The following is a 25645-nucleotide window of genomic DNA, read 5'->3' on the forward strand; positions in this document are numbered from 1 at the left end:
CATGAATATGTTTAAAGCAATATTAGCACTAATAGCCTTAAGTTTTTCACTCAATAGTTTTGCGCTTACTGATGAAGAATACCTAGATCTTACCGACGCAATCAGTACAGGAAAAACCAAAGTCGTTAAAAAATATATGGAAGCAGACCCAAAACTTGTGAATCAAAAGTTCTTTGCTTGGGAACCTTTACAAATGGCAGCTTCACATGGTCATCTGGATATTGTGAAATATTTAATTGCTAAAGGCGCTGAGAAAGACTACGTGCATCCTGCAAGCGAAAATACAGCTTTTCATATGGCAGCATTCAGCGGCAATGTAGAACTGATTAAATTCTTGGCTGCAAGTGGTGTGAATGTAAATTCAAAATTAAAAGGCGATGTTTCTTTAGTGCGCTATTTCCGCGATCAAGGCCAACCTGATATGGTAAAGTTGATGGAATCTTTAGGCGTTAAAGATGATGGTTGCCAAGACGAAAAATGCTTCTAAATTAATGCGTTAACTTGGTTATTGTTTCATATATAGTCACGCACACAAAAAAACAATTAGAATGGTGTTTTGAATTTTCGCAAAACACCATGAAGCCGATACAAATTACTGGTTTTTTAGCTTTAATACTCATAACCTCAGTTTGCATACCGCATATTGGTAATGCAGCTGAGGTTTCTGTTTTTTCAGACACACAAAATGTTCATATACGCCAATTAGCGGCTTCATGTGCCGCATGTCATGGGTCGCAAGGTAACTCTGTAGCGACCAATGTTGACGATGGTGCAAACGCAGTCTTAGCGGGCGTGGCGCCAGCTGAATTTACCGAAAAAATGCTCGGTTTTAAAGACGGTAGCCGTAAAGCAACAGTGATGCATCATCACGCTAAAGGCTTAACGGTGGATGAAATCAATCAGCTTGCAGTGCATTTCTCACAACAAAAACGCGTTGTTAGCAAAGCATTAAAATCACAAACATTAAAGGCTGACCATGAATAAGGCTGATCAGTTTAATCGACGCGATTTTATTAAGTTTGCAGGGGCGGCTAGTACCTTAGTCATGAGCAAAAGTGGCTTTGCGCGGGCGACTAAGCCGCCAATTGGTCGCGTTGTCGTCATTGGCGGAGGGTATGCGGGTGCTACAGTCGCTAAGTATTTAAGGCTTTGGAGTTTGGGTTCTGTTGAAGTGCTTGTAATTGAAACGAACTCGCAATTCGTATCTTGCCCATTAAGTAATTTGGTCTTGGGTGGTAGTAAAAGTATTAATGACTTAACATTTGGTTACGAGGCGCTTAAAGCAAATCATGGCATAAAGTGGGTGCAAGATACTGTCATGGCGATTGATGCGTCAGCGAAAAAAGTAACAATGTTGCGCGGCGAAATTAGCTACGATAGGTTAATCGTAGCGCCAGGTGTGGATTTTAGTTATGACACCTTACCAATGCTGGCGAGCGCTGAGGCGCAACAGCAGATTCCTCATGCATGGAAAGCGGGTTGGCAAACTGTTAATTTGCGCAAACAATTAGAAGCTATGCCTAATGGTGGCGTGTTTGTGATGAACGTACCAAAGGCGCCATATCGTTGCCCGCCAGGACCTTACGAGCGCGCTTGCCAAGTGGCAAGTTACTTCAAAGCGCACAAACCAAAAAGCAAAGTCATTGTGCTAGATGCCAATGCAGAAATCATCTCTAAGAAGGGTTTATTTACTAAAGTTTTTAACGAGACTTATGCAGGTATCGTGGACTATCGCCCTGATAACGAGATGACAGGAGTGGATGTGGCAACAAAAACGGTGCATACAGATTTTGACAATATTAAAGCGAATGTGCTCAATGTGATTCCACCGCAACGCGCGGGCAAGATTGCTCAAATCGCCAATTTGACTGAAAAAGATTACCCATGGTGCGATGTTAATTTCTTAACTTATGAATCTAAAATAGAGCCCAACATACACGTGTTAGGCGATAGCGTGGCTGCTGGATTGCCCAAATCTGCACATATGGCGACAAATCAAGCCAAAGTATGCGCTAATGCCATTGTGCAATTGTTCGCTGGGCAAGCGCCTGACCCTGCGCCTGTATTCGCCAATACTTGTTATAGCTATGTCACTAATAAATCCGCGATGCATGTAGCCAATGTATACCGTTATGACGAAGGCAAAAAAATGATGATCTCTGCCGAAGGTGGTGGCGTTTCACTGAGCCCGAGTGAAAAAGAGGGCGTAAATGCAGTGGCTTGGGCGCAAAATATTTGGGCAGATACTTTGACTTAATAACTAATTATTAATGCCAAGTAATATTCGTCAATGGTTTTTTTGTTTTCACTTTAAATATTAAAAAGTAGATTTTAACTCTTGATTATTGTGAATTTAAGAACCATGTCATAAGAGTTAATGCAGTATACGGAAATCACCTATGAATGACATCAGGAGTCCATCAATGTTAAGTTTTACTAAAAAATTGGTCAGTGCATTGTTACTTGCGCATCTATCAACATCAGTTTTTGCCGCTGAATCGAATACAAAAACATTGTTGTATATCAGCCCGAATGATTACAACTACAGCGTACACCTATTGGCACCTTATTATGAGTATTGGTTTGAGCAAGGCCCATTGGTTGAACCTATTGCATTAAAAGCCTTGCAAGAAAAGTATGGTGAAATGGCATTATGTCAGGCTAATGAAACTGCCGAGACTATTATCCGACTTAAGCCAAGTGTGTTTTATAACCCACAGATGCATGTTTATCATAGCAAGCTAGTGGCTACCGTTTTTTCAGGCAAGGGTGATTTAATAGGCACTTATGTAGGCGAGGCACAACAGCTTGGCTATACCAGTTTTGATAATGGTACCAAGTATCATCTCAATAAAGTTTATGGTTTAGCTATGCAGGACTTAATGGCTAAGTTAACCTTTAACCCTTCTTCAGATAGCGTTAAATCAGAGGCTAAGTTGCCATGTGGTTTGATTGGTGCGCAAAACGATACTAAAATCAATTTTTATTAATTATGCTGTTTCAGCGCTGCCACCTTTCAATTTTAAAATCAATAGGAAATAAATCATGCAAAAAAAATTAATACTAAGTGCGTTAATGTTGACTTTTTTAGCCACGGGTTGTGCGACAGAAGTGAAAAGTAATCTGGGCTTGATGCAGAAAATTACTGGGCTTAAAACACCTGAATCAGTGGTTCAGGCCAAAAATGGCAAAATTTACGTTTCTGAAATCAATGAGTTTGGTAAAGATGGTGACGGTCAGATTACTGTGATTGAAAATGGAACAAAACGTGTAATTGCAACAGGGTTGGATGATCCAAAAGGTTTAGCGATTATTGGTAAAACTTTGTATGTGGCCGATAAAACTAAAATCATGAAAATTGATCTAGATGGCGTTGATGTGAATGCTCCAGTGCAAACATTTGTAGCCGCTAGTGCATTTCCAGTTACACCTTTATTCTTAAACGACTTGGAAGCTGATCCTCAAGGCAATTTGTATGTGAGCGATAGTGGCGACTTGTTTGGATCAGGCAAAGGTGGCGCAATTTATAAAATCAGCCCAAAAGGTGAGGTTAAGTTACTGATTAACGATACGCAAGACGCACGCGTAAAAGCGCCAAATGGTTTGCTTGCTGATGATACTGGTAACGCTTTAATCTACGTTGATTTTGCGTCAGGCATACTTTACAGCTTGAATACAAAAGCAAAAGCCCTTAATGATATTGCAGAAGGTTTTGGCGGTGGCGATGGCTTATTGCATCGCTCTAACGGCACCATGTATGTGAGTGATTGGAAGAACGGCAAAGTATTTAGCGTGAATACCAAAGGCGAAGTCGCTTTAGTAAAAGGCGGCTACCAATCCGCTGCGGATATTGCGCTTACAAAAGATGAAAAATACCTCATGGTGCCAGACATGAAAGCGGGCGAGTTAGATTTCATCCCTTTGCAATAATTGTGACTGAAATATTGTTTAAATGACTTTACGTGCTACGCAGATAGAACTTCGCCAAGCGGCTTTTAATTGCTTGGCGGAAACAAACGCCGTGATAAAAGCCAATGCAGTGCGTCAGCTTGCCAGCAATTGGTTAGCTGGCGATATTTTGCTAGATGTTAATCAATCGCTGGCGGCACATTTGCCAGTCCCAGGCAGACCTGATAAACCACAACTCATCGCGCCGCGATTACTCAAACACCGTGCTATGAATACGCTTGAAGGTCGTGTGGCTTTAGTTCATGCATTAGCGCATATTGAATTTAATGCCATTAATTTGGCACTAGACGTGATTTGGCGCTTTGCAGAAATGCCTGCTCAATTTTATGCGGATTGGCTTAAAGTAGCGGATGAAGAGGCTTATCATTTTAGTCTGCTGAACGCACATTTACATACTTTGGACTTTCATTACGGCTATTTTGATGCGCACAATAGCTTGTGGGAAATGGCAGAAAGAACTAAAGACAGTGTGTTAGCGCGTATTGCCTTAGTGCCACGTACCATGGAAGCGCGTGGCTTAGACGCCTCGCCACAGCTAAGAGCTAAATTAGCGCAAGTAGGCGATATAGCCGCTACCGAAATATTAGATATTATTTTGCGCGATGAAATTGGCCATGTTGCTATTGGCAATTATTGGTTTAATTGGCTTTGTGGGCAAAGAGATTTAGAACCAGTCTCTACTTATCGGCAACTGGCGGAACAATACAGTGCGCCAAAACTGCGCCCACCATTTAATATGGAGGCAAGACGACAAGCAGGATTTACGGAAGTTGAGCTTAAGTACCTAGGTGGGCTTTAAGGCCGCACTTTGAGCGAGTGCTAACTTTAGGTAGTAAGTAGGTTAATTACACCATCTAAGCCTACATGATTCAACGCGTAAGTGGCTTGTGCCTGTACGATAGGTTTAGCATGGTAAGCAATGCCGATGCCTGCTGCAGACATCATTTTAAGGTCATTGGCGCCATCGCCAATGGCAATGGTTTGCGCCGAGACTAACCCTAATTTATCACGTAGTTTAATTAACTCATCTGCTTTGGTTTGCGCGTCAACAATATTGCCTAATACTTTGCCTGTTAATTTGCCGTCAATAATTTCTAAGGTATTAGAAACGGCATAATCCAAGTTCAACATTTCTTTTACGCGCTCAGCAAAGAAGGTGAAGCCGCCAGAAACCAGTAAAGTGGTAATGTTATTGGCTTTACATGTGGCGACCCATTCAACAGCGCCAGGGTTAAGTTTAAGGCGTTCATTCAATACGCGCATTAAGTCAGACTCTTGCAAGCCCTTAAGCAAAGCTACGCGTTCGCGCAGACTTTGTGCAAAATCTAATTCACCTAGCATGGCTCGTTCGGTAATTGCTGCGATTTGTGGTTTGATGCCGACCATATCGGCAATTTCGTCGATGCACTCGATACTAATGAGTGTGGAGTCCATATCCATGACACATAAACCATAGTTTTTTAGAAGCTGCTTATCTTCAACATATGCGCAGTCAATGTTTTGTTGTGCACAAAATTGTTGTACCGCTTCAATTGGGATGTTCTGGTTAGAAAGATAATAAGCATGTTCAGCAATTTGAGTAAATTGAACACTGGTAGCGCACAGTTGGTGTATATGTGCCAAATGTGAAAAAGTGATAGCAGATCCAATAGTAGGAGCTGGATTTTTTGCAGCTTGAATAACGAGGCGCATAGCTTTTAATTTTTATTAAAAAAGTAATTATACACTTGGCACCTATTGTAAATGACTAAAACACAGAGAATATCAAGCCAACTATAGCCCGAATGTTTCATAAACTAACGCCTGTTCTCGTTAGTCTTTTGTTCCGTATGAAAACTTTATTCAGTCGGGCGTATGAATAACTACGCCACTCTTTCACAAAGTTCCCCTACAAAACAAAATCCAGCGCGATAATTAAGCGAGTTTATAAAACATTCGGGCTAGCACATTTGGTTGTTTTGCGCGAAAATGTGCGTTACCTTTAATAAGAACATTATTTTATGAATTTGCACGAATATCAGGCTAAAACTTTACTGCAAAAATACGGCATTCCAGTGCCACGTGGTCAAGTGGTGACCGTGGCTAAAGACACTGCTGCTGCCACTACAGAAATCACCAGTGATGCATGGGTTGTGAAGGCGCAAATCCATGCGGGTGGGCGCGGTAAAGCGGGTGGCGTTAAGTTGGTAAAATCCACCTCAGAAGCGCAAGCGGTTGTGAGTGAGCTTCTAGGCAAAACTTTGGTGACCTATCAAAATGCGCCAGATGGTCAACTGGTTAACCAAGTGTTGATTGAAGAAACCTTGCCAATCGCGCGTGAGCTTTACTTGTCTATGTTAGTGGATAGAACACTTGAGCATGTGGTGATTATTGCCTCTAGCGCTGGCGGTATGGATATTGAAGAAATTGCTCAAACTAGCCCTGAGAAAATCTTGGAAGAAGTATGTGATCCATTAAATGGCGTGGTGGATTTTCAGGCACGTAATTTAGCATTTAAGCTGGATTTAGTGGGTGACCAAATTAGCGCTTTCACTAAAATATTAAAAGGCTTATACCGTCTATTTAAAGAAAACGATTTGGCTTTACTCGAAATCAATCCATTAGTAGTGACTGCAGAAGGCAAATTATTTGCCTTAGATTGCAAAATGAGTATTGATGATAACGCACTGTATCGTCAAAAAGCTTTGGCGGAGCAGCGTGATTGGTCACAAGAAGATAGTAAAGAAGCGGTCGCGCATCATGCTGGCTTAAATTACATCGCGTTAAACGGTAATATTGGTTGTATGGTGAATGGTGCAGGATTGGCCATGGCGACGATGGATTTAATCAAACTTCACGGTGGCACACCTGCTAACTTCTTAGATGTGGGCGGTGGCGCAACGGCTGAAACTGTGACTAAGGCATTCAAAATCATCTTGGCAGATAATAATGTAAAAGCCATTTTAGTGAATATTTTTGGTGGCATCATGCGCTGTGACATTATCGCAGAAGGCATTATCACTGCGGTTAAAGATGTAGGTATGCAAATTCCCGTCATCGTGCGTTTAGAAGGTACCAATGTGGATTTAGGTAAACAAATGTTGCAAACAAGTGGATTGAATATTATTTCAGCAAATGGTTTGACTGATGCAGCCCTACAAGCTGTGAATGCAGTGCGAAGCGATGCATCAAAAAATGGCGCGGTGGCGGCATGAGTATCTTAGTCAATAAAAATACTAAAGTGTTGTGCCAAGGCTTTACAGGCAAACAGGGCACATTTCACTCAGAACAAGCGCTGGCATATGGTACAAAAATGGTCGGCGGCGTTACACCAGGTAAAGGTGGAATGTCTCATCTTGGCTTACCAGTGTTCAATACCATGCGTGATGCAGTGCGAACAACAGGTGCAACAGCGAGTGTGATTTATGTGCCGCCTGCTTTTGCGGCTGATTCAATTTTAGAAGCTTGTGATGCCGGCATCGATTTAATTATTTGCATCACAGAAGGCATTCCCGTGTTGGATATGCTCAATGTGAAAGCCGCTTTAAAGGCTAATGGCACCAAGTTAATCGGCCCCAATTGCCCAGGTGTGATTACGCCAGATGAGTGCAAAATTGGCATTATGCCTGGCAGTATTCATATGCGCGGCAAAGTGGGGATTGTTTCTCGCTCTGGTACACTCACTTATGAAGCGGTTCATCAAACGACTGCGCTCAATTTAGGTCAAAGTACCTGTGTGGGCATTGGTGGTGATCCAATTAAAGGACTTAATTTCATTGAATGCTTACAAATGTTTGAAGCTGATAGCGAAACTGAAGCCATCATTATGGTTGGCGAAATCGGTGGTTCAGACGAAGAGGCAGCAGCAGAATATATTAAAAGCCATGTCACTAAGCCGGTTGCTGCCTATATCGCAGGGCAAACAGCACCTGCAGGTAAGCGCATGGGGCACGCTGGAGCGATTATCTCTGGTGGTAGTGGTAAAGCAGTTGACAAGATTCGCGCGCTTGAATTGGCTGGCGCAGTAGTGGCTAGCTCACCAGCTGGTTTAGGTGAGGCTGTATTAGCTGCCATTAACAGCAAAAATGCTTAATTTCTAGCTTAATTAATCTATAGGGAACCAATCTTTAAATATTCTATGCACATTCTACTTAAATATTTCTCTACCGCTTTATTCCTCATTTCTACATTGTCGTTACCTGTTCATGCCGCAGAAGAGGTTTCCTATCTTCTGACTGCTGCTTCTAAGGGCGATGTCGCTACGGTGAATGCAATGTTATCGAGCGGTGCGAGCGCAAATGCAAAAGATGAAGACGGCGTAACGGCGTTAATGTACGCAGTACGTAAAGATAAAGCGGATGTTGTCGCTGCGCTCATCAGCAAGGGTGCCGATGTAAACGCTAAAGATAAAGATGGCTGGACACCACTGATGTATGCCGCTAAAAAAAATCATTTCATTGCGGCCGAAGTACTCTTAAAGAATGGCGCCGATGCTAAAGTACGTGACGCATCAGGTTGGAGTGCCTTTGGTATTGCTGCAGTGTCAGGCTTTTCTGAGACGGTCAACACTTTGCTGAAGTATGGTGTAGATGTAAATTCCAAGAGTGATGATGGTAAAACTGTATTAATGCATGCGGCTAAAAGTGGTGATATTCCAACCATTACTGTGTTGCTAGAAAATAAGGCCGATATTCAGGCAAAAGATAGATCTGGGCTAACTGCGCTGATGATTGCTGCGCGCCAAGGTCACGCGCAAGCTATTGAATTATTGACTAAGGATGGTGCAAAAGTTAATCAAAAAGATCTTGCCAAATGGACTGCGCTCACTTGGGCTGTCAAGAAGTCGCAATTAGACGCAGCAAAAGCGCTTTTGTCAGCAGGCGCTAATGTGAATAATTTAGATGCAGAAGGCACACCGTTGCTGCATATTGCCGTGACAAACAATAAGCCAGATATGGTGAAATTACTTTTAGAAAACAATGCAAAAGTTAAAGCTAAAGACCAGTATGGTTTAACCGCTTTGGTTTACGCACTTAAAGGTCAGAACGCGGAAATTGTTGCTTTAATTAAAGAGGCTGGTGGTAGTTATTAATGTTACTCAATTGCTTAGCCTTAAATTAGTTGCTTTATTTTTTACTTTGATTTATTTCTAAAAAGAATAACACTTACATCATGAAAATCGCCATTGCACAAATGAATTGCTTAGTGGGTGATATTGCGGGGAATGTAGCCAAAATTCTTGCAAATGCAGCCCAAGCAAAACAACAAGGCGCTACGTTGATGGTGACCCCTGAACTTTCATTGTGCGGTTACCCACCTGAGGATTTACTGCTCCGTGAAGATTTTCTACAAGCTTGCGATGCAGCTTTAGAAAAGTTAAGTACTGCATTAAGTGATATAACTGTGATTGTTGGACATCCGCACCAAGTGGGTGATGAATGCTTTAATGCTGCATCAGTATTGCAAGGTGGGAAAATCCTTGCTACCTATCATAAGCATGCCTTACCTAATTACAGTGTATTTGACGAAAAGCGCTATTTCACAGCGGGCGGAGAGCCTTTAATTTTTGAGCATGAAGGCGTGCAGATTGGCGTATTGATTTGTGCTGATGTGTGGGAGCAGAATCCAGCAATTTTAGCAAAAGCCGCAGGGGCTGAAGTTTTGATTGCCTTGAACGCTTCACCCTTTCATATGGAAAAACAATCAACCCGTTTAGAGGTTTTACGTGAACGCGTTGAAGAAACTCACTTGCCGATGATTTATACCAATATGGTCGGTGGGCAAGATGAATTGGTATTTGATGGTGCGTCATTTGTATTAAATTCAGAAGGAGATTTAACCCAGCAGTTACCCGCTTTTGATGCCGTATTGGAAATAGTCGAATTTAATGGATTACAGCCAATTGCTGCAACCGTTTCGCCGCAGTTATCAATAGAAGCCTCTGTATATACCGCCTTAAAACTAGGTTTACAAGATTATGTAGTTAAGAATGGTTTTCCAGGCGTCGTGTTAGGTTTATCTGGAGGCGTTGATTCTGCGCTCACAATGGCCATTGCAGTTGATGCATTAGGTGCTGAAAATGTACAAGCGGTGATGATGCCATCAGAATTTACCGCGGATATCAGTGTCAGTGACGCGGCTGAAATGGCTAATCTACTAGGTGTGAAGTATAGCCAAATGCCTATTTCTAAGCTTTACGAGAGTTTTACAGTAGCGCTAGCAGATGAATTTAAAGGATTGCCTTTTGATACCACAGAAGAAAACTTGCAGGCACGCATTCGCGGCATGCTATTGATGGCAATATCGAATAAGTTTGGTAGTATTGTTGTGACGACAGGTAATAAAAGTGAAACAGCCGTAGGCTACTGCACGCTTTACGGTGATATGGCTGGCGGCTTTGCACTATTAAAAGATGTACCAAAGACTTTGGTCTACAGGCTTTGCGATTATCGCAATAGCTTATCTAAAGCCATACCCCAACGCATTATCACTCGTCCCCCGTCTGCTGAATTACGTGCGAATCAATTAGACCAAGACAGCTTACCGCCTTATGAAGTGCTAGATGTTATTATTGAAGCTTATGTAGAAGATAACTTAAGTCCCAAGGATATCATCGCAATGGGATATTCTGCAGCTGATGTGAACCGCGTGATTACACTCATTGATAGAAATGAATACAAACGCCGACAATCTCCCGTGGGAGTTCGCATTACGCATCGTGGTTTTGGAAAAGATAGGCGTCATCCGATAACAGTGAAGTTAGATTTTGATATACACTTAAACTAATTAAAAAAATAAATTTAATGATTAAGTTAAGTTAACTAAAAAACCATTTTGGAGCTCAGCAAATATGAAAAAAATTGAAGCAATTATCAAACCATTTAAATTAGATGAAGTGCGTGAATCTTTGTCTAGTATCGGTGTGAATGGATTAACGGTAACAGAAGTAAAAGGCTTTGGTCGCCAAAAGGGTCATACTGAGTTATACCGTGGTGCTGAATATGTTGTAGATTTTCTGCCTAAAATTAAATTAGAGTTAGTGGTCGGAGATGATTTGGCTGAAGCTGCCATGGACGCCATTATTAAAGCCGCCCATACGGGTAAAATTGGCGATGGTAAAATTTTCGTTAGTACAGTTGAACAGGTTATCCGTATTCGAACAGGCGAAACAGGCGAGTCAGCAGTATAAAATTTTGATAGGAGCGAACAACCCTCGCTCCTATCTATAAGTTTCATCACTCATGCCTACTATTCTAAAAACAATTCTCTTACTCACCATTTCGAACGTATTCATGTCATTTGCATGGTACGCACACCTTAAAAATCTAAGTCAGAAACCTTGGATTATCGCCGCAATTATAAGTTGGGGCATTGCGATTATGGAGTATATGTTCCAAGTCCCTGCAAACCGTTTAGGGTTTACAGTGATGTCTCTTGGGCAATTGAAAATATTGCAAGAAGTAATCACATTGTCAGTATTTGTTCCGTTTGCTGTGCTTTACATGCATCAGCCACTTAAACTAGATTTTTTGTGGGCGGGTGTTTGTCTGATGGGAGCAGTTTACTTTATGTTCCGAACATAAGGGCTCATTTGATTAGAGTCCTATCAACGTGTTGCGACTTTATATTACATATTAAACTTATTTTCTAATCAATATTTAATTGAGTTTCTTTAAATATCGAACTATTGTCCCAAAGACTTATCCACTTAACAAAGTCACTGGCAGGCATGGGTTTAGACATATAGTAACCTTGCCCAGAATCGCAACCCATGCTTCTTAGTAGTTTCCATACTATTAGGTTTTCAATGCCTTCTGCCACGACTTTAAGTCCTAAGTTATGCCCTAAATCAATCGTTGATTGAACAATTTTCTTATCGCTTTCATCTTGTTCCATTTTTAAAATAAACGATTTATCAATTTTCAATTCATTCACGGGTAAACGCTTTAAATATGCCAACGATGAATAACCTGTTCCAAAGTCATCAATCGACAATTTGATATTCATGCCAGAGAGTTTGTCCAGTGTCGCCAAGGCTCGCACTGGGTCATCCATAATGCTACTTTCAGTAATTTCTAGCGTTAAAGAACTGTGATCAATGTGATATGTTTTGAATATGGCATCAATTTTTTCTGGTAAGTCTTGGTCGATTAAATCTCTTGTAGAGATATTAACGGCAATTGGGTAATGCAAATTCAGGGCATTCCACATTTGACTATATTTTGCCGCTTCGTTAAGCATCCACTGGCTAATAAGTTGTATGTATCCAGTTTGTTCGGCAAAAGGGATGAATTGATCTGGAAAAATAAAACCTTTTTCGGGATGTTTCCACCTGACCAATGCTTCTAAAGACGTTAGTTTGCTAGTGGCGATATCAATCTTAGGTTGAACATACATAATGAGTTGATTATCAGTAATCGCGTTTTTCAGCTCAGACGCCATCGATAAATTAGTGCTGCTATTTAAATCATAACTTTTATCAAAAACAGTGGTTCCAACTTTATTTGCTTTAGCTGCATACATCGCTATTTCTGCTCTTGTAAGAAGCTGAGCTTCATTATTAGCATGGGTAGGGAAGGTTGCGATGCCAATACTCGCACTGACATCTACGGATTGCATGTTAATTATGATTGGATTTTCAAAACTTCTAGAGATTTCATCAGCTAAACTCAAGCCAATTTCAGAAGTGGTATCTGGAAGAATCATTGCATACTGAATACCTGCAATGCGAGCAACAAAATCTTGCTCTCTAGCCGTCATTTTTATTTTTTCTGCAATTACACGCAGTATCTCGTCACCAGAATCATGACCTAAAATATTGTTAATTTGCTTGAATCGATTTAAGTTTAGAACAAATATAGTCAATTGCTGCTTAGTGAGTTTAGCCTCCTCTAGTGCTTTATTCAGTGTCAGCATGAATGAGGTTCTATTGGGTAAGTGGGTTAGTTCATCATAGTAAGCGAGCCTTGAGATACTTTTTTCTCTACTTGAGATCGCTTCGCTCATACTGCTAAAACTGCGACTAAGCTCACCTAGTTCGTCGGCTCTATCTGACGTGATGTTGATTGCGTAGTTACCTTTTTCCAAACTCTTGGCAACTTGAACTAGATCCGTAATTGGCTTGGTAATATATTTAGATACATAATAAATACTGATTGCAAAAACGAAGGCACCAAAGATTGTCAAAATTAACAATGTCAGCTGTAGATTTTTATAAGGCGCAGTTGCTTCGTCAATTGAACGTTGCAAAACAGCGTAAAGCACCTGATTAGGGCTCTTCAATATGGACACATATCGAGAGCCAAAAGAAACCCCATCAATATGGATTTCTCGATTCATTGAATTTGTATCAAGGACGTTCGAAGGCTGAGTCATGATGTTGTTGAATGAGGAGCTATTTAAAGTCGAGGCGATGAGTGACCAATTTGCATTATTTGATTTACTCACAAACGTGACTTCAAGATTGCTTAACTTATGTAGCTTCTTAGCTAAAGTATTATCTATCTTAAACCCCATGATTACCCAGCCTATGGTTAAGGGGGCTTTAACTGGCACGGCAACTAGCTGATAAGGTTCGTTGTTGAAAATGGCAAAACTTTTAAAATCACCTGACTCTTGAGCAGTTTCTACCAGCACAGTTACTGCAGATTTAACAACCTCATAAATTTTTTCGCCCTCAACTATTTGATGATCATCAGCCGTTGGGTAAAAGTTGGATGAAGTGTAAAACACTGAAATGTTAGCGCCAAGTCGCTTCTGTTGGTTATTAAGCGCGGATAAAATTGTTTCTTCATCATTCGAAGCAATGGCTTGCCTGAATCCATAATCTATGGCGAGAATTCGCGCGCCTTGAGTTAAGCTCTCTGAGTTCTGATTTAACAGGCTCAAGAATATCTTTTCACCAAGCGCCAGTTGTTCGCTCACTGATGCACGCGCGTTCTTTTCAATACTAAATCTAATGGCGATAGATCCAATAATCTGGATGCTAAGAATGAGTACAAGAAAAATGAAAGTGATTCTTGTATTTAGACTTTTAAATTTCATTGAGATCTATGTGTGTATTAATGAAAGATTAATAGTTAAATGGAAACTTTAATGTCAATTGCCATTTTGATCGCCTCAGTATCTTTGCTTGAAATTGCCTTATCAACTGTCACGTTCTCTTTTTTTAATGCGTAATGCCAAACTTTTAATAGATACTCTCCGTTTGGAATGTCACTAAATTTGACTTTACCGCTAGTATCAGTTTTGGCAAAATATGGGGTGTCTACAATGTAAACAAAGGCCAGCATTTGGTCGTGGATATTGCAACCAAGTACGACAGTCCCAGCTTTATCAAACAATACGGGAGTGCTTGGAACACCAGAATAAAGCTTTAATTCAAATGATTTTGCGGGAGAGAATGAATAAACCTGATGTCTTACAGAGTCTTTATTAGGAAAAATAATGCTGCTGCCAGTTTGTATGACAGTGATTAGCGGGATAAAGGTTTTATTTTTTTGAACAACTGCAACTTGTTTTTTTAAAATTGGTGTAGTTTTATCTTTTGCTTCTAAATAAACCACAGCATTTTCTATGCTGACACCTGCAAGATCATTCACTTGCACTTCAAATTCTGCAGCGTTCACATTTAAATTCAACATGCCTAATATTATGAAAAAATTAAGAAGGATCTGGGGAGTTGCATACTTGAAGGAAGTCATAAAATTTTAGCCTAAATTAATTCTTTTGCCGTGACAATATCGCGCTTCATGGGCGCCAAGATTTTAAGAAGCTCATTTTTTTCTCGGGTTTTCGTGTGTTTGCTTAGAGACTCTCTAAACACTGCAACAAATATTTCGAATTCAGCTGTTGAAATTTTTGCATCCTTGTGTGAATTAATCATTGTTTCGCCATCATATTCACAGCCCCCTCCAGTTAACATGCAAATCTGACTCACGACACTCTCTTTAAGTTTCGGCAGTTTCAAGTCTTTAAATGATCTCGCGGTTTTAGGATTGCTTGAGACTTCATCGATCGTCTCTGATACCACAATTTTAATGACGGTTAGGCCGCCCATTCTGTTAAACAGATTATCCTCAGTATTAACCTTTGCTTCTGAGTTATAGATTTTTTCTGCATTCGATATTGTTGTCAATTGAGAGCATCCCAAAAGGCTGTTTAATATGCATACAACCATCACAACCGTTTTAAATGTTTTCAGTTTCATTATTAACCACAAAATATTCAGCAATAATTGATTATAGTTTTTAAAGCTTTAATTTAAGTGGTGAATAAGGCTAAGAATCATTTGTTAATCTGTCATTCAATCTATCACGAGCACTTGTAGTATTTGATGATGAAGAATGCTATAAGACCAATTTCTTATACTTCAGATACATTTAAAATCTAGATAGTTCTCAGCACATGAATAAAATCATTATTGTATGCATTATTAGTTTTTTATATGCAGCTCCAAGCTTCGCTGGTGATCGCTTACTTGCCACAGGCGGGGTGACTCAAATTGAAGGTTCTGCGGGCGGCGGCTTGACGCCATGGGCGCTGATTAGCGGTTATGGCACAGATTCACAAATTGGCGCATCAGCCTTTTATACTGAGCTAAGAACTAATGGCGGTTTTGACTTAAGTAGTGGTGGTGTGAGTATTGGTTTATACAATCGAGTGGAAGTCTCGTTAAGCCAACAGAAGTTTGGTTTAAGCAATACTGTCCCTCGTGAATCTATCAGGCTTGATACACTAGGCGTAAAAGTTAGAGTTTTAGGGGATGCAGTTTATGATCAAGATAACTGGGTGCCGCAAATTGCTGCAGGTATACACATTAAGCACAATGAAGATTTTTCATTTGTGCCTAAGCTACTTGGCGCAAAAAAATCATCTAGCGTTGATGTATATGTGACAGCAACAAAACTTTATTTAGCAGCAATTAAAGGCCGGAACGTACTATTGAATGCGACGCTGCTTGCAACTGAAGCCAATCAGTTTGGTATATTAGGTTTTGGTGGAGATAAGCACGACGGTTATCGTTTAGAACCCGCTGTTTCTGTAGCGTTAATGTTGACGGATAATGTTTTACTAGGGACGGAATACAGAGCTAAGCCAAACAATTTAAACATTTATAAAGAAGAAGATGCCAAGGATTTATTTGTCACTTGGTTTCCTGTGAGAAATTTTTCAGTCACCGCTGCTTATGTGGATTTAGGTAATATTGCTGATAAAAACAATCAACGCGCATGGTATTTATCTGGGCAAATATCCTATTAAGCATCGTAGGATGAGCGCTTTACCTTGTTAAATTAGAAACCTAGCCAACGCGCCCCTTGGTAAAACACAAAACTTACCACCCAAGCTAGCCCTAGTGACCAAGTAATTGACAGCCACATAAATGCGCTACTTTTAGCTTCACTTCTGAGTGTGGCAATAGTAGATAAGCAAGGGGTATATATCAGCGTGAACAACATAAAACTCATCGCCTGAACCCAATCAATTTGCGTTGCCATGTGCACCATTAGTGTGTCACCCTGCATCCCGTATATCACGGCTAGCGCGCCAACAACAATCTCTTTAGCTACAAAGCCAAATATTAAAGCAATCGCTAGCTGATTGTTAATACCAAGTGGATCAAGTATCGGCGCAAATAAAGCGCCAATTTGGCCAGCATAAGTGCCAGCGCTCGCTGGAGCAACATTGCTCGGGAAGTTAGTTAACGCCCAAACTAGCACAACACCAATTACAATAAACTTACTTGCGCGTCCCAAAAAGTGTTTTACCTCATGCCAGCCCCTTAATATGATTTGGCGTAATGTCGGAAAGCGATAAGGCGGTAATTCAAGAATAAAAGGTTCGGTGTTTTTATACTGACCTTGAAACAAGATTGCAGTTAGAAACATTGTTAAAAAGCTCATCACGTAAAGGGTGAATAAGACCATTGGCGCGTGTTTAGCCGTAAACAGGGCGGTGATCATGAAAATAAATACTTGTAACCGAGCTGAACATAATGACAATGGAATAACTAACATAGTCAGCAAACGCATCGGACGAGAGCGCATGATGCGAGTACCCATCAGCGCTGGTACATTACAACCAAAGCCCATGAGCATCATGACAAAGCCGCGACCATCTAAGCCCATTTTAGCCATGAGTGAATCCATGAGGAAAGCGGCACGTGATAGATAGCCGCTATCTTCGACCATAGACATGACTAAAAAGAATAAAACGATGATGGGGACAAAGGCTGCAACGGTGGCTACGCCGTTATAAATACCGTCTAACATCAAGCCGCTAAACCATGCGGGGCTGGACGTGAATATGGGCTCCAATAAGCCTGACCTTAATAAGCTCAAAGCCCATGCAAGTCCATCTTGTAGCGGCTTGCCCACAGTGAATATAAACTGAAATAACACAAACATCGCAGCAAAGAATATTGGTAAGCCAAACCATTTATGCAGCAAAATCTTATCGATTTTATCGGTAGTATTATTAGTAAAGGTCGTTGGAATTTGAACATGGTGTTGAATCAAACCTTCCATTTCATGTTCGATTTGGTGGTCCTCTTGTAGAAGCTGGCTTATCACTTGGGGGTCGGTAGCTGTTTGATTCAGATTGATAATTTGCGTGGCAGCCTGCAAAGCTTTTGGTAAACCGTCACCATATTTTGCGCTTATGGATAACACGGGTATATGTAAATCCTTGGCTAGACTTTCAGTATCAATCGTAATCCCAGATTGCTTGGCTTCATCTGCCATGTTCAAGGCTAGCACAGAAGGAATATTAAGTTTTTTAATCTGTAATACTAATGAAAGTTGACGATCTATCTGTGAGCTATTTAATAAAACAATGACTAGGTCTACAGCATTGTTTGATAGAAAACGTCTGACTACTTGTTCGTCTTCTGAAAAGCCATGTAAATCATATATGCCTGGCAAGTCGATTAGTTCGGCAATATGACCACCAATCAAAATCTTTGCACTCATTAAATCAACCGTAATTCCCGGCCAATTGCCAACTCTTGCAGAGGCGCCGCTAATACGATTGAACAGGGTTGATTTCCCTGTGTTGGGCATGCCTAATAGTGCAATTCGTTTCATGAGTGTTTATTGGTGGTGTAGGAGATGAATGGATTTTTATTATAAGGGTAACAATATAGATTAATTTTCGGTATTGATTCGTATGCGAGTAGCCTCGGAGTCGCGCAAAATAACATCGGTGGTACCAAGCCTAACATGAAGCGGACCATTGAAATTGGCGCGGCGGATAATACTGAGCGGTTTGCCAACACGAAAACCTAGTGCAGAAAGACGGTGAAATAAATACTCATCTGCTTCTATGGCAGTAATGGTAGCATTTTGACCTATTTTTAATTGAGAGAGTAGTTGCATTAGTGGTAATGAAGAAAATCACAAATGATAATAATTCTTATTATCGCATAATTCTATAATGGTGTGCATTTCTAAAAGTAATAATCTGCAGTAGGTTGAAAAATAGTAGTGTTGCTAAAGTTAGGCGTCATAAATTAAAAAATGTGCATTAAAAAAGGCTCATTAAGAGCCTTTTTTAATGCTGCTAATTCGCAGCAAATTCAATGAATAGCAATGAATTATTTTGAAATATCTATTTTGGCTTTAGTGCGCAAATCAGACATCATTTTCTCTAGATTTCGTTGTTGAAGATTTTTTTGCAAACCCTCTTTTACTTTGTCATATGCTAATGGTTGTGCGCTGCGCGTATCAACCAATTTAATCACATGCCAGCCAAATTGAGTTTGTGCTGGTGTAACAGATACTGCACCTTTTTGTAGGCCAGCAACAGCATCGCTGAATGGTTTAACCATGGTTGCTGGTGAGAACCAACCTAGGTCGCCGCCTTTATCTTTAGAACCAGGATCCATTGATTTTTCTTTTGCCAGTTTAGCAAAATCAGTACCTTTACCTAATTGCGCAATAATATCCTTAGCTTCAGCCTCAGTTTTTACTAAAATGTGGCGTGCGCTATATTCTTTATCGCCGTATGCTTTTTTGTATTGTTCGTAAGCGGCTTTAGTATCAGCATCTGAAATTGGGTTTTTCTTCACAAAATCTTGCAAGTAAGCTGAAGTAAGCAGTTCACGACGTGAAAGTTCTTCACGTGCGATGTAGTCAGGTTGCTTATCTAGACCTATTTTTTGCGCTTCTTGGTATACGAGTTCTGAGTCTATTAATTTATTCGTAATAGCTTGCTTTACTTGATCATCAACTTTTTGACCGCGTGAAGCAGCATCTTTAGCAATGTAATCATAAACAGTTTGTTTGATTTGTTTACCATTCACGGTAGCTACCGCATCCGCAGCAAATGCTGCTGGAGCTAATGAAAGAATAGCAACTGCGATTAAGGTTTGGGTAAATTTCATGCGAAAATTCCTCATGGTTAGAAATGGGTTAAAGTTCTTCTGGCGCCATAGCTTTTATGCTTAGGGCGTGAATTTTACTAGGAATAAGTTCGGCAAGTGCCTGATAAATAATGCGATGACGCATTATCTGTGATTTTTCAGAAAAATGCGAGCTTGTTATTTTGAGTTTAAAATGGCTGCCACCGCCATTGCCCGCATGTCCAACATGCAATGCGCTTTCATCTTCAATTTGCAAGTGGCTGGGGTTTAGTGATTGTAAGCGGCTGGTTATTTCTTCAACTAAGGTCATAATTTTTGGGCTATTTACTGTGCGGCAAGATGTTGATGGTAAGTGATTTTGACTGAGTTAACTCGGCAAAGTTTTTCTAAATGGTTTGACTATAACGTTCTGATATACATTTGAGATGACAAACGGGTCATTATTTGCCCACTCGGTCGCTTCTTGAAGATTAGCGAACTCTGCCACAATCAAGCTGCCTGTAAAACCTGCAGGTCCTGGGTCTTTACTATCTATAGCAGGAAAAGGCCCCGCAAGTAGCAGTTTGCCTGCTTCTTGCAATATTTGTAAACGTTTTAAATGCTCGGGTCTGGCGATTAAGCGTTTATCTAAGCTATTAGGCGTGTCTTCTGCCATGATCGCGTACCACATTATTTTGTCTCGTCTTTATTGTGAGCTGACTTATCTTTCTCTGCCAATTTGCCCTGTTCTTCTAGTGGGGCAATAAGATATTTTTTTAAGGCTACGGTTTGTGCGATAAAGAATGCAAACATGATGCCTGTCACACCAAACAGTTTGAAATTAACCCATGTATTTTCAGTATAGTTAAAGGCTACATACAAGTTTAAAAATCCTAGTAATACTAAAAAGGCCACCCATACTAAGTTGAGTTTATTCCATATAGGTGCAGGAGCATCAATCAAATTGCTCATCATTTGTTGAATTAAGTTCTTTTTAAAAAATAAATTAGAAATGAGCAAGGCGACTGCAATGATCCAATACAAAGCGGTAGGTTTCATCATGATGTACGCTTTGTCATGTAACAACAAGGTAATGCCGCCTAGTATGCCGATAACGGCGCCGCTTACGATGAGCATTTTTTCAATTTTTCCATAGCGAATTTTGCTATAAATAATTTGCGCAATTGTCGCAGCAATGGCCACGGCTGTTGCCGTAAAAATGCCGAAAAACTTGAATGCGATAAAAAACAAAATAACGGGAAACATGTCGAATAAAAACTTATTCATGGCCTAGGCTAGTCACTTTCTAAGAGGTACTTAATGTATGGTGTGATTGTGTTAAAAAAATCAATGATTAACAACGCTTTAGCGTAAGTCGTTATTTTGCTATGATTGATGTTGTGCCACAAGGTTTAATTTGCAAGTATTTTTATTCATTACCATTTTTTAAGCCTAAATTTAAGTATAGCGTTTATGTCTCTCACTTTTGATCTACATTCCCACACCACAATCTCAGATGGCATGTTAAGCCCAACTGAGTTGGTTGCGTACGCGGCAAAGCAGGGTGTTGATGTGTTGGCTTTAACTGACCATGACGACACAGGTGGTTTGGCGATAGCGGCAGAAGAGGCAAAGCGGTGGGGTTTGCAATTTATTAATGGTGTAGAAATTTCTGTGACTTGGAAAAAACGTACGATTCATATTGTTGGCTTAAAAATCAATCCTGAATACCCAGAGTTAAAAGCAGGCTTAGCGGCGCTTCGTGCAGGACGAAATTGGCGCGCGGAAGGAATGGCAGCCAGTTTGGACAAGGCTGGTATCAAAGGTAGCTTAAACGGTGCTTATCAATACGTAAACGATGGCATTATAGGTCGTATTCACTTTGCAAGATTTTTAGTCGAAAGTGGAGTTTCAAAAGATACTAAGGCTGTGTTTAAAAAATATTTGGTTAAAGGTAAGCCTGGATATTTTGAACATCAATGGGCGAATTTAGAAGAAGCCATTCGTTGGATTGTGGATAGCGGCGGTGTTGCGGTATTAGCGCATCCGGGTCGATATGATTTAGGTCGCACCAATATGTTGTTATTATTAGAAGAGTTTCGCGCTTTAGGCGGCACGGCGATTGAAGTGGTGACAGGCAGCCACACAGGTGCACATTATGTTGAGTTTGCGAAATATGCGCAGATGTTTAGCTTGAAATCTTCAGTAGGGACAGATTATCACGGTAAGGGCGTCAGCTTTATGGAAATGGGGCGTTTGCCAGCACTACCAAATAACTGCGTGCCTATTTGGCAAGATTGGCCAGAAGCCTTGTTAACAAGTACAAATGTTACTAAAAACAATACCGCATAAATAGCGGCATCGTTCATTTGAAAGAAATATTTACAACATCATGTCTCAATTTTTCAATATTAACTTAGACAATCCGCAGCATCGCCTGATTGTGCATACGGCAGAAATTCTGCGTGAGGGAGGCGTAATTGCTTACCCAACAGATTCTGGCTACGCTTTGGGCTGTATGCTGGGTCATGGAGATGCACAAACACGTATACGGCAGATTCGTGGCGTGGATGATAAGCATCTTTTTACCTTACTTTGTCGTAATTTAAGTGAGCTCGGCAATTATGCAGTGGTCAGCAATAGCCAATTCCGGTTGCTAAAAGCTAATACGCCTGGGGCATACACTTTCATTTTAAATGCTACGCGTGAGGTGCCACGCAAGCTGCAACATCCTAAACGTAACACCGTAGGTTTACGTGTGCCAGACCATGCCGTTGTACAGGCGATATTAGAAGAGATTGACGCGCCTTTGCTTAGTATGACCTTGTCTATTCCAGGCGAGGATTTAGCACTCAATGAAGCATGGGAAATTCGCGAAAAACTAGAACACGTTGTCGATTTGGTTATTGATGTAGGCCATTGCGTGGCAGGCGCGACCTCTGTAATTAACTTAACTGGCGATGCGCCTGAGTTAATACGTGAAGGATTGGGCGATTTAGCCCCCTTTGGACTTTAATATAAGCTGCTTTCAACTGAGACCAGTTGGCATGTAACTGAAAAAACGTAAAATTTAAAAAGAGTTAATAATGGAATTATCACTGATACAAAAAATAATTATTTATGCACCGCCTATAATATTTGCAATTACGGTGCATGAAGCCGCGCATGGCTATGTGGCTAAGCATTTTGGCGATATGACGGCCTTCAATGCCGGGCGCATCACCTTAAATCCTTTAAAGCATATTGACTTGTTTGGCACGATTTTATTGCCAGCATTGACGATATTTATTGGCGGTATTCTCTTTGGCTGGGCAAAGCCCGTGCCCGTTGATTTTGCCCGTTTGCGTAACCCTAAAAAAGATATGTTATGGGTCGCGGCAGCTGGTCCAGCATCTAATTTTTTAATGGCAATATTATGGCTATTTGTGATTAAGTTTGCGATGGGTTCCCCAGAAACGATTTCGCTTCCACTAATTGAAATGGCTAAAGCGGGTATTCAAATTAATATTGTTTTAATGGTTTTAAATCTATTGCCCTTACCACCATTGGATGGCGGACGCATTGCTGTAAGCTTGCTACCGATGCCCTACGCGATGAAGTTTGCAAAAATTGAGCGTTTTGGATTCTTAATTTTAATCGCTCTGCTGTTTACAGGCATACTTAATAAAATTTTAGACCCCTTCATCAATGCGGCCTACGCGCTAATAATTAGCTTATTTGGTTAAGCTTGTTTGTATAATAGCGGTTATAACTAACTCAAGAATTAAAATTAAGGTTTTCGCACATGGCAATCGAACGCGTTTTATCAGGCATGCGCCCTACAGGAAATTTGCACTTAGGGCATTACAACGGCGTACTTAAAAATTGGATTAAACTCCAACACGAGCATGAATGCTTGTTTTTTGTGGCAGATTGGCATGCGCTTACGACGCATTATGATACGCCAGAAGTGATTGAAGAAAGTGTGTGGGAAATGGTGATTGACTGGTTGGCTGCGGGTGTAGACCCTGCCAATGCCACGATTTTTATCCAATCACGCGTGCCAGAACATGCCGAATTACATACTTTACTCAGCATGATTACACCATTAAGTTGGTTGGAGCGCGTACCGACTTACAAAGATCAACAAGAAAAGCTTTCAAGCAAAGATTTATCAACTTATGGCTTTTTAGGCTACCCACTTTTACAAAGTGCGGATATTTTAATTTACAAAGCGACCCAAGTGCCTGTGGGTGAAGATCAGATTCCTCACATTGAATTCACGCGTGAAATTGCCCGTCGCTTTAATCACATCTACGGTAAAGAAAAAGGTTTTGAAGAGAAAGCAGAAGCAGCAATCAAAAAACTAGGCAGCAAACGCAGTGCTTTATATGAAGAAATGCGTAATGCCTATCAACAAAGTGGCGATGAAGAGGCTTTAGATGCGGCTCGCTCGTTGATTGAAGAGCAACAAGGTATGAGCATGGGCGATAAAGAGCGCCTACTTGGCTACTTAGAAGGCGGCGGCAAAATGATTCTGCTTGAACCTGAATACAAGCTCACGCCAGCTTCAAAAATGCCAGGTTTAGACGGTCAAAAAATGTCTAAATCTTACAACAACACGATTTCATTACGTGAGCCAGCAGATCAAATTGCGAAAAAAATCAAAACCATGCCGACAGACCCAGCGCGCGTTCGCCGCACAGACCCGGGCGACCCAGCAAAATGTCCCGTTTGGCAACTGCATGAAATCTATTCAAACACCGCAACGCAAGAATGGGCGCAAGCTGGTTGTAAAAGCGCTTCAATAGGTTGTATCGAGTGTAAAGGCCCAGTCATTGAAGGCGTGTTAGCTGAATTGAAACCGATTCAAGAACGCGCTGCTCAATATGCCGAAGATCCTACTTTAGTTAAAAATATCGTCGCAGAAGGCTGCGAGAAAGCCCGTAAATTAGCGCGTGAAACTATGCGCGATGTGCGCGATGCAATGGGCTTAAATTACAGTTAGTTGATTGCTAAATGATTGAAACGCCTTTAAGCGCAAAAATTAAAGGGGAGGCTTTTACACAGCTTCCACAAGACCTTTATATTCCCCCCGATGCGCTTGAGGTTTATCTAGATGCATTTGAAGGTCCTCTCGATTTACTCCTCTATTTAATCCGTAAGCACAATTTAGATATTTTAGATATTCCGATGGCGGATTTAACACGTCAATACATAGTCTATGTAGAAAAAATGACGGCAATCAAGCTTGAGTTGGCGGGAGATTACTTGCTGATGTCAGCCATGTTGATTGAAATTAAATCACGTATGTTGTTGCCGAAGCCTGCTGAGATTGAATCAGAAGATGACCCTAGAGCTGAGTTGGTTCGCCGTTTAATGGAGTATGAAGCCATTAAACTAGCCGCGCAGCGTCTAGATGGAATGCCAAAAGTCGGCGAGGAGATTGCCGTTGCCAGCGCCTATTATCAGCACATCAGCGATGTGAAGCCACCTGAAGTGAGCTTGGATGACTTAACCGAAGCTTGGCGCAATGTCTTGAAGCGTGCCAGCCACTTTAAGCATCACAAAGTAGGCAAGGCCGAGCTTTCTGTTCGAGAGCATATGAGCATCATTTTACGTCGATTAAAAGTGGATAATTTTTTAGAGTTTTCGCAATTATTTGATGTGGCCAAAGATGGCATTCCAAAGTTGGTGGTTTGTTTTTTAGCGATATTGGAACTAGCCCGTGAAGGCTTGCTACGTATGACACAACAAGCGCCTTTTTCGCCGATTTATGTGCAATTAAATTCTCGTGAATAATTTAATTTTATAAACGAAATTATCATGAACGAACCAGAAAACATAACGCAAAAAAAGCAGGTGCTAGAAGTTGCCTTGCTCACTTCACCGCAGCCGTTAAGCCTAGATGATATGCAAAAGCTATTTGCAGACCGCATGGAGCGCACCACGTTACGTATGTTACTTGATGAACTCAAGCAAGACTGGGAGCCACGCACCATGGAGTTGGTGCAGGTCGCAACGGGTTATCGCTTTCAAGCACGGGCTGAGTACGCCACTTTTTTAGCGCGGCTTAATCCTGAAAAGCAATCTAAATACTCACGCGCGGTGATGGAAACATTGGCGATTATTGCTTACAGACAGCCTGTAACCCGCGGCGACATTGAAGAAATTCGTGGTGTAGCTGTTAACCCCAATGTTATGCGCCAATTACAAGAGCGCGATTGGGTCGATATAGTAGGGCAACGGGAAGTACCTGGTCGGCCTTCGTTGTACGCAACAACTAAACACTTTTTAGATGACCTTAATTTAAAGTCGCTTGCTGAATTGCCGGCCATGGAAGACTTTGTAAAAACTGATAATCAGTTGGATTTATAA

29 protein-coding genes are annotated in these 25645 nt (G+C 40.9%); 19 read left to right on the forward strand and 10 right to left on the reverse strand.

Going from position 1 to position 25645, the window contains the following annotated elements:
* Position 1: 1 nt before the first annotated feature.
* From PSV17_RS10970 to PSV17_RS10995, 6 genes are all read left to right on the forward strand, one after another.
* A complete protein-coding gene (locus tag PSV17_RS10970; RefSeq protein WP_300482541.1) occupies positions 2-487 on the forward strand; it encodes an ankyrin repeat domain-containing protein in 486 nt (161 codons plus the stop codon).
* An 89-nt stretch (positions 488-576) separates the two neighbouring features.
* Positions 577-984 carry a class I cytochrome c gene (locus PSV17_RS10975; protein ID WP_300482543.1) on the forward strand — a complete coding sequence of 136 codons (408 nt, stop codon included), beginning with the start codon at positions 577-579 and terminating at the stop codon, positions 982-984.
* Entirely contained in the window at positions 977-2257 is a 1281-nt protein-coding gene (locus PSV17_RS10980) for an NAD(P)/FAD-dependent oxidoreductase (RefSeq protein ID WP_300482546.1), read from the forward strand. The genes PSV17_RS10975 and PSV17_RS10980 overlap by 8 nt, the downstream gene beginning before the upstream one ends.
* Before the next feature lie 166 nt (positions 2258-2423).
* Positions 2424-2990: a hypothetical protein gene (locus PSV17_RS10985; RefSeq protein ID WP_300482548.1), complete on the forward strand. Its 567-nt coding sequence runs from the start codon at positions 2424-2426 to the stop codon at positions 2988-2990.
* 55 nt (positions 2991-3045) lie between these two features.
* The gene (locus tag PSV17_RS10990) at positions 3046-3930 is read left to right on the forward strand and encodes an SMP-30/gluconolactonase/LRE family protein (RefSeq protein WP_300482549.1); all 885 of its coding nucleotides are present in this window, start codon (positions 3046-3048) and stop codon (positions 3928-3930) included.
* 22 nt (positions 3931-3952) lie between these two features.
* Positions 3953-4768: a ferritin-like domain-containing protein gene (locus PSV17_RS10995; protein ID WP_300482551.1), complete on the forward strand. Its 816-nt coding sequence runs from the start codon at positions 3953-3955 to the stop codon at positions 4766-4768.
* A gap of 26 nt (positions 4769-4794) precedes the next feature.
* Here the strand turns inward: PSV17_RS10995 and serB are convergent, their stop codons facing one another.
* Positions 4795-5661, reverse strand: a complete 867-nt coding sequence (serB, locus tag PSV17_RS11000) for a phosphoserine phosphatase SerB (RefSeq protein ID WP_300482553.1) — start codon at positions 5659-5661, stop codon at positions 4795-4797.
* Positions 5662-5969: 308 nt separating this feature from the next.
* Between serB and sucC the strand changes: the two genes are divergently transcribed.
* The 6 genes from sucC to PSV17_RS11030 all read left to right on the forward strand — a co-directional run bounded on the left by sucC (position 5970) and on the right by PSV17_RS11030 (position 11531).
* The gene (gene sucC, locus PSV17_RS11005) at positions 5970-7163 is read left to right on the forward strand and encodes an ADP-forming succinate--CoA ligase subunit beta (protein ID WP_300482554.1); all 1194 of its coding nucleotides are present in this window, start codon (positions 5970-5972) and stop codon (positions 7161-7163) included.
* Positions 7160-8041, forward strand: a complete 882-nt coding sequence (sucD, locus tag PSV17_RS11010) for a succinate--CoA ligase subunit alpha (RefSeq protein ID WP_300482555.1) — start codon at positions 7160-7162, stop codon at positions 8039-8041. The genes sucC and sucD overlap by 4 nt, the downstream gene beginning before the upstream one ends.
* Before the next feature lie 45 nt (positions 8042-8086).
* The gene (locus tag PSV17_RS11015; protein ID WP_300482558.1) at positions 8087-9040 is read left to right on the forward strand and encodes an ankyrin repeat domain-containing protein; all 954 of its coding nucleotides are present in this window, start codon (positions 8087-8089) and stop codon (positions 9038-9040) included.
* Between the two features lie 80 nt (positions 9041-9120).
* Complete coding sequence (locus tag PSV17_RS11020) at positions 9121-10734, forward strand: NAD+ synthase (RefSeq protein WP_300482560.1); 1614 nt, start codon at positions 9121-9123, stop codon at positions 10732-10734.
* A 64-nt stretch (positions 10735-10798) separates the two neighbouring features.
* Entirely contained in the window at positions 10799-11137 is a 339-nt protein-coding gene (locus PSV17_RS11025; RefSeq protein ID WP_300430847.1) for a P-II family nitrogen regulator, read from the forward strand.
* 52 nt (positions 11138-11189) lie between these two features.
* On the forward strand, positions 11190-11531 hold the full coding sequence (locus PSV17_RS11030; RefSeq protein ID WP_300482562.1) for a DMT family protein: 342 nt from the start codon (positions 11190-11192) through the stop codon (positions 11529-11531).
* Positions 11532-11595: 64 nt separating this feature from the next.
* Here PSV17_RS11030 and PSV17_RS11035 read toward each other — a convergent pair whose 3' ends face one another.
* The 3 genes from PSV17_RS11035 to PSV17_RS11045 all read right to left on the reverse strand — a co-directional run bounded on the left by PSV17_RS11035 (position 11596) and on the right by PSV17_RS11045 (position 15157).
* Positions 11596-13992, reverse strand: coding sequence for an EAL domain-containing protein (locus PSV17_RS11035; protein WP_300482564.1), 2397 nt, complete (start codon positions 13990-13992; stop codon positions 11596-11598).
* Positions 13993-14027: 35 nt separating this feature from the next.
* Complete coding sequence (locus PSV17_RS11040; protein ID WP_300482566.1) at positions 14028-14591, reverse strand: methylamine utilization protein; 564 nt, start codon at positions 14589-14591, stop codon at positions 14028-14030.
* A 71-nt stretch (positions 14592-14662) separates the two neighbouring features.
* Positions 14663-15157, reverse strand: a complete 495-nt coding sequence (locus PSV17_RS11045; RefSeq protein ID WP_300482568.1) for a group 1 truncated hemoglobin — start codon at positions 15155-15157, stop codon at positions 14663-14665.
* A gap of 197 nt (positions 15158-15354) precedes the next feature.
* Here PSV17_RS11045 and PSV17_RS11050 point away from each other — a divergent pair, with 197 nt between their 5' ends.
* Entirely contained in the window at positions 15355-16209 is an 855-nt protein-coding gene (locus tag PSV17_RS11050; protein WP_300482570.1) for a DUF3034 family protein, read from the forward strand.
* 32 nt (positions 16210-16241) lie between these two features.
* On the opposite strand, the gene feoB is transcribed toward PSV17_RS11050, so the two are convergent.
* The 6 genes from feoB to PSV17_RS11080 all read right to left on the reverse strand — a co-directional run bounded on the left by feoB (position 16242) and on the right by PSV17_RS11080 (position 20575).
* A complete protein-coding gene (feoB, locus tag PSV17_RS11055; protein WP_300482573.1) occupies positions 16242-18032 on the reverse strand; it encodes a ferrous iron transport protein B in 1791 nt (596 codons plus the stop codon).
* A 60-nt stretch (positions 18033-18092) separates the two neighbouring features.
* Positions 18093-18323 carry a FeoA family protein gene (locus PSV17_RS11060; RefSeq protein WP_300482576.1) on the reverse strand — a complete coding sequence of 77 codons (231 nt, stop codon included), beginning with the start codon at positions 18321-18323 and terminating at the stop codon, positions 18093-18095.
* 218 nt (positions 18324-18541) lie between these two features.
* Complete coding sequence (locus PSV17_RS11065) at positions 18542-19330, reverse strand: peptidylprolyl isomerase (protein ID WP_300482579.1); 789 nt, start codon at positions 19328-19330, stop codon at positions 18542-18544.
* A 28-nt stretch (positions 19331-19358) separates the two neighbouring features.
* On the reverse strand, positions 19359-19619 hold the full coding sequence (locus PSV17_RS11070; protein ID WP_300482581.1) for a BolA family protein: 261 nt from the start codon (positions 19617-19619) through the stop codon (positions 19359-19361).
* 57 nt (positions 19620-19676) lie between these two features.
* Positions 19677-19979 carry a YciI family protein gene (locus PSV17_RS11075; RefSeq protein WP_300482584.1) on the reverse strand — a complete coding sequence of 101 codons (303 nt, stop codon included), beginning with the start codon at positions 19977-19979 and terminating at the stop codon, positions 19677-19679.
* Positions 19979-20575 carry a septation protein A gene (locus tag PSV17_RS11080; RefSeq protein ID WP_300482585.1) on the reverse strand — a complete coding sequence of 199 codons (597 nt, stop codon included), beginning with the start codon at positions 20573-20575 and terminating at the stop codon, positions 19979-19981. Before PSV17_RS11080 ends, PSV17_RS11075 begins: the two co-directional genes overlap by 1 nt.
* Positions 20576-20761: 186 nt before the next feature.
* On the opposite strand from PSV17_RS11080, the gene PSV17_RS11085 reads away from it, so the two are divergent.
* From PSV17_RS11085 to scpB, 6 genes are all read left to right on the forward strand, one after another.
* Positions 20762-21640, forward strand: a complete 879-nt coding sequence (locus PSV17_RS11085) for a 3',5'-nucleoside bisphosphate phosphatase (protein ID WP_300482586.1) — start codon at positions 20762-20764, stop codon at positions 21638-21640.
* A 40-nt stretch (positions 21641-21680) separates the two neighbouring features.
* Positions 21681-22304, forward strand: a complete 624-nt coding sequence (locus tag PSV17_RS11090; RefSeq protein ID WP_300482588.1) for an L-threonylcarbamoyladenylate synthase — start codon at positions 21681-21683, stop codon at positions 22302-22304.
* A 70-nt stretch (positions 22305-22374) separates the two neighbouring features.
* On the forward strand, positions 22375-23013 hold the full coding sequence (locus PSV17_RS11095; RefSeq protein WP_300482590.1) for a site-2 protease family protein: 639 nt from the start codon (positions 22375-22377) through the stop codon (positions 23011-23013).
* Positions 23014-23072: 59 nt separating this feature from the next.
* On the forward strand, positions 23073-24275 hold the full coding sequence (locus PSV17_RS11100; RefSeq protein ID WP_300482591.1) for a tryptophan--tRNA ligase: 1203 nt from the start codon (positions 23073-23075) through the stop codon (positions 24273-24275).
* Between the two features lie 11 nt (positions 24276-24286).
* Positions 24287-25069 carry a ScpA family protein gene (locus PSV17_RS11105; RefSeq protein ID WP_300482593.1) on the forward strand — a complete coding sequence of 261 codons (783 nt, stop codon included), beginning with the start codon at positions 24287-24289 and terminating at the stop codon, positions 25067-25069.
* 24 nt (positions 25070-25093) lie between these two features.
* Complete coding sequence (gene scpB, locus PSV17_RS11110) at positions 25094-25645, forward strand: SMC-Scp complex subunit ScpB (protein WP_300482595.1); 552 nt, start codon at positions 25094-25096, stop codon at positions 25643-25645.

This window comes from Methylotenera sp., assembly GCF_029946165.1.
Classification (GTDB): domain Bacteria; phylum Pseudomonadota; class Gammaproteobacteria; order Burkholderiales; family Methylophilaceae; genus Methylotenera.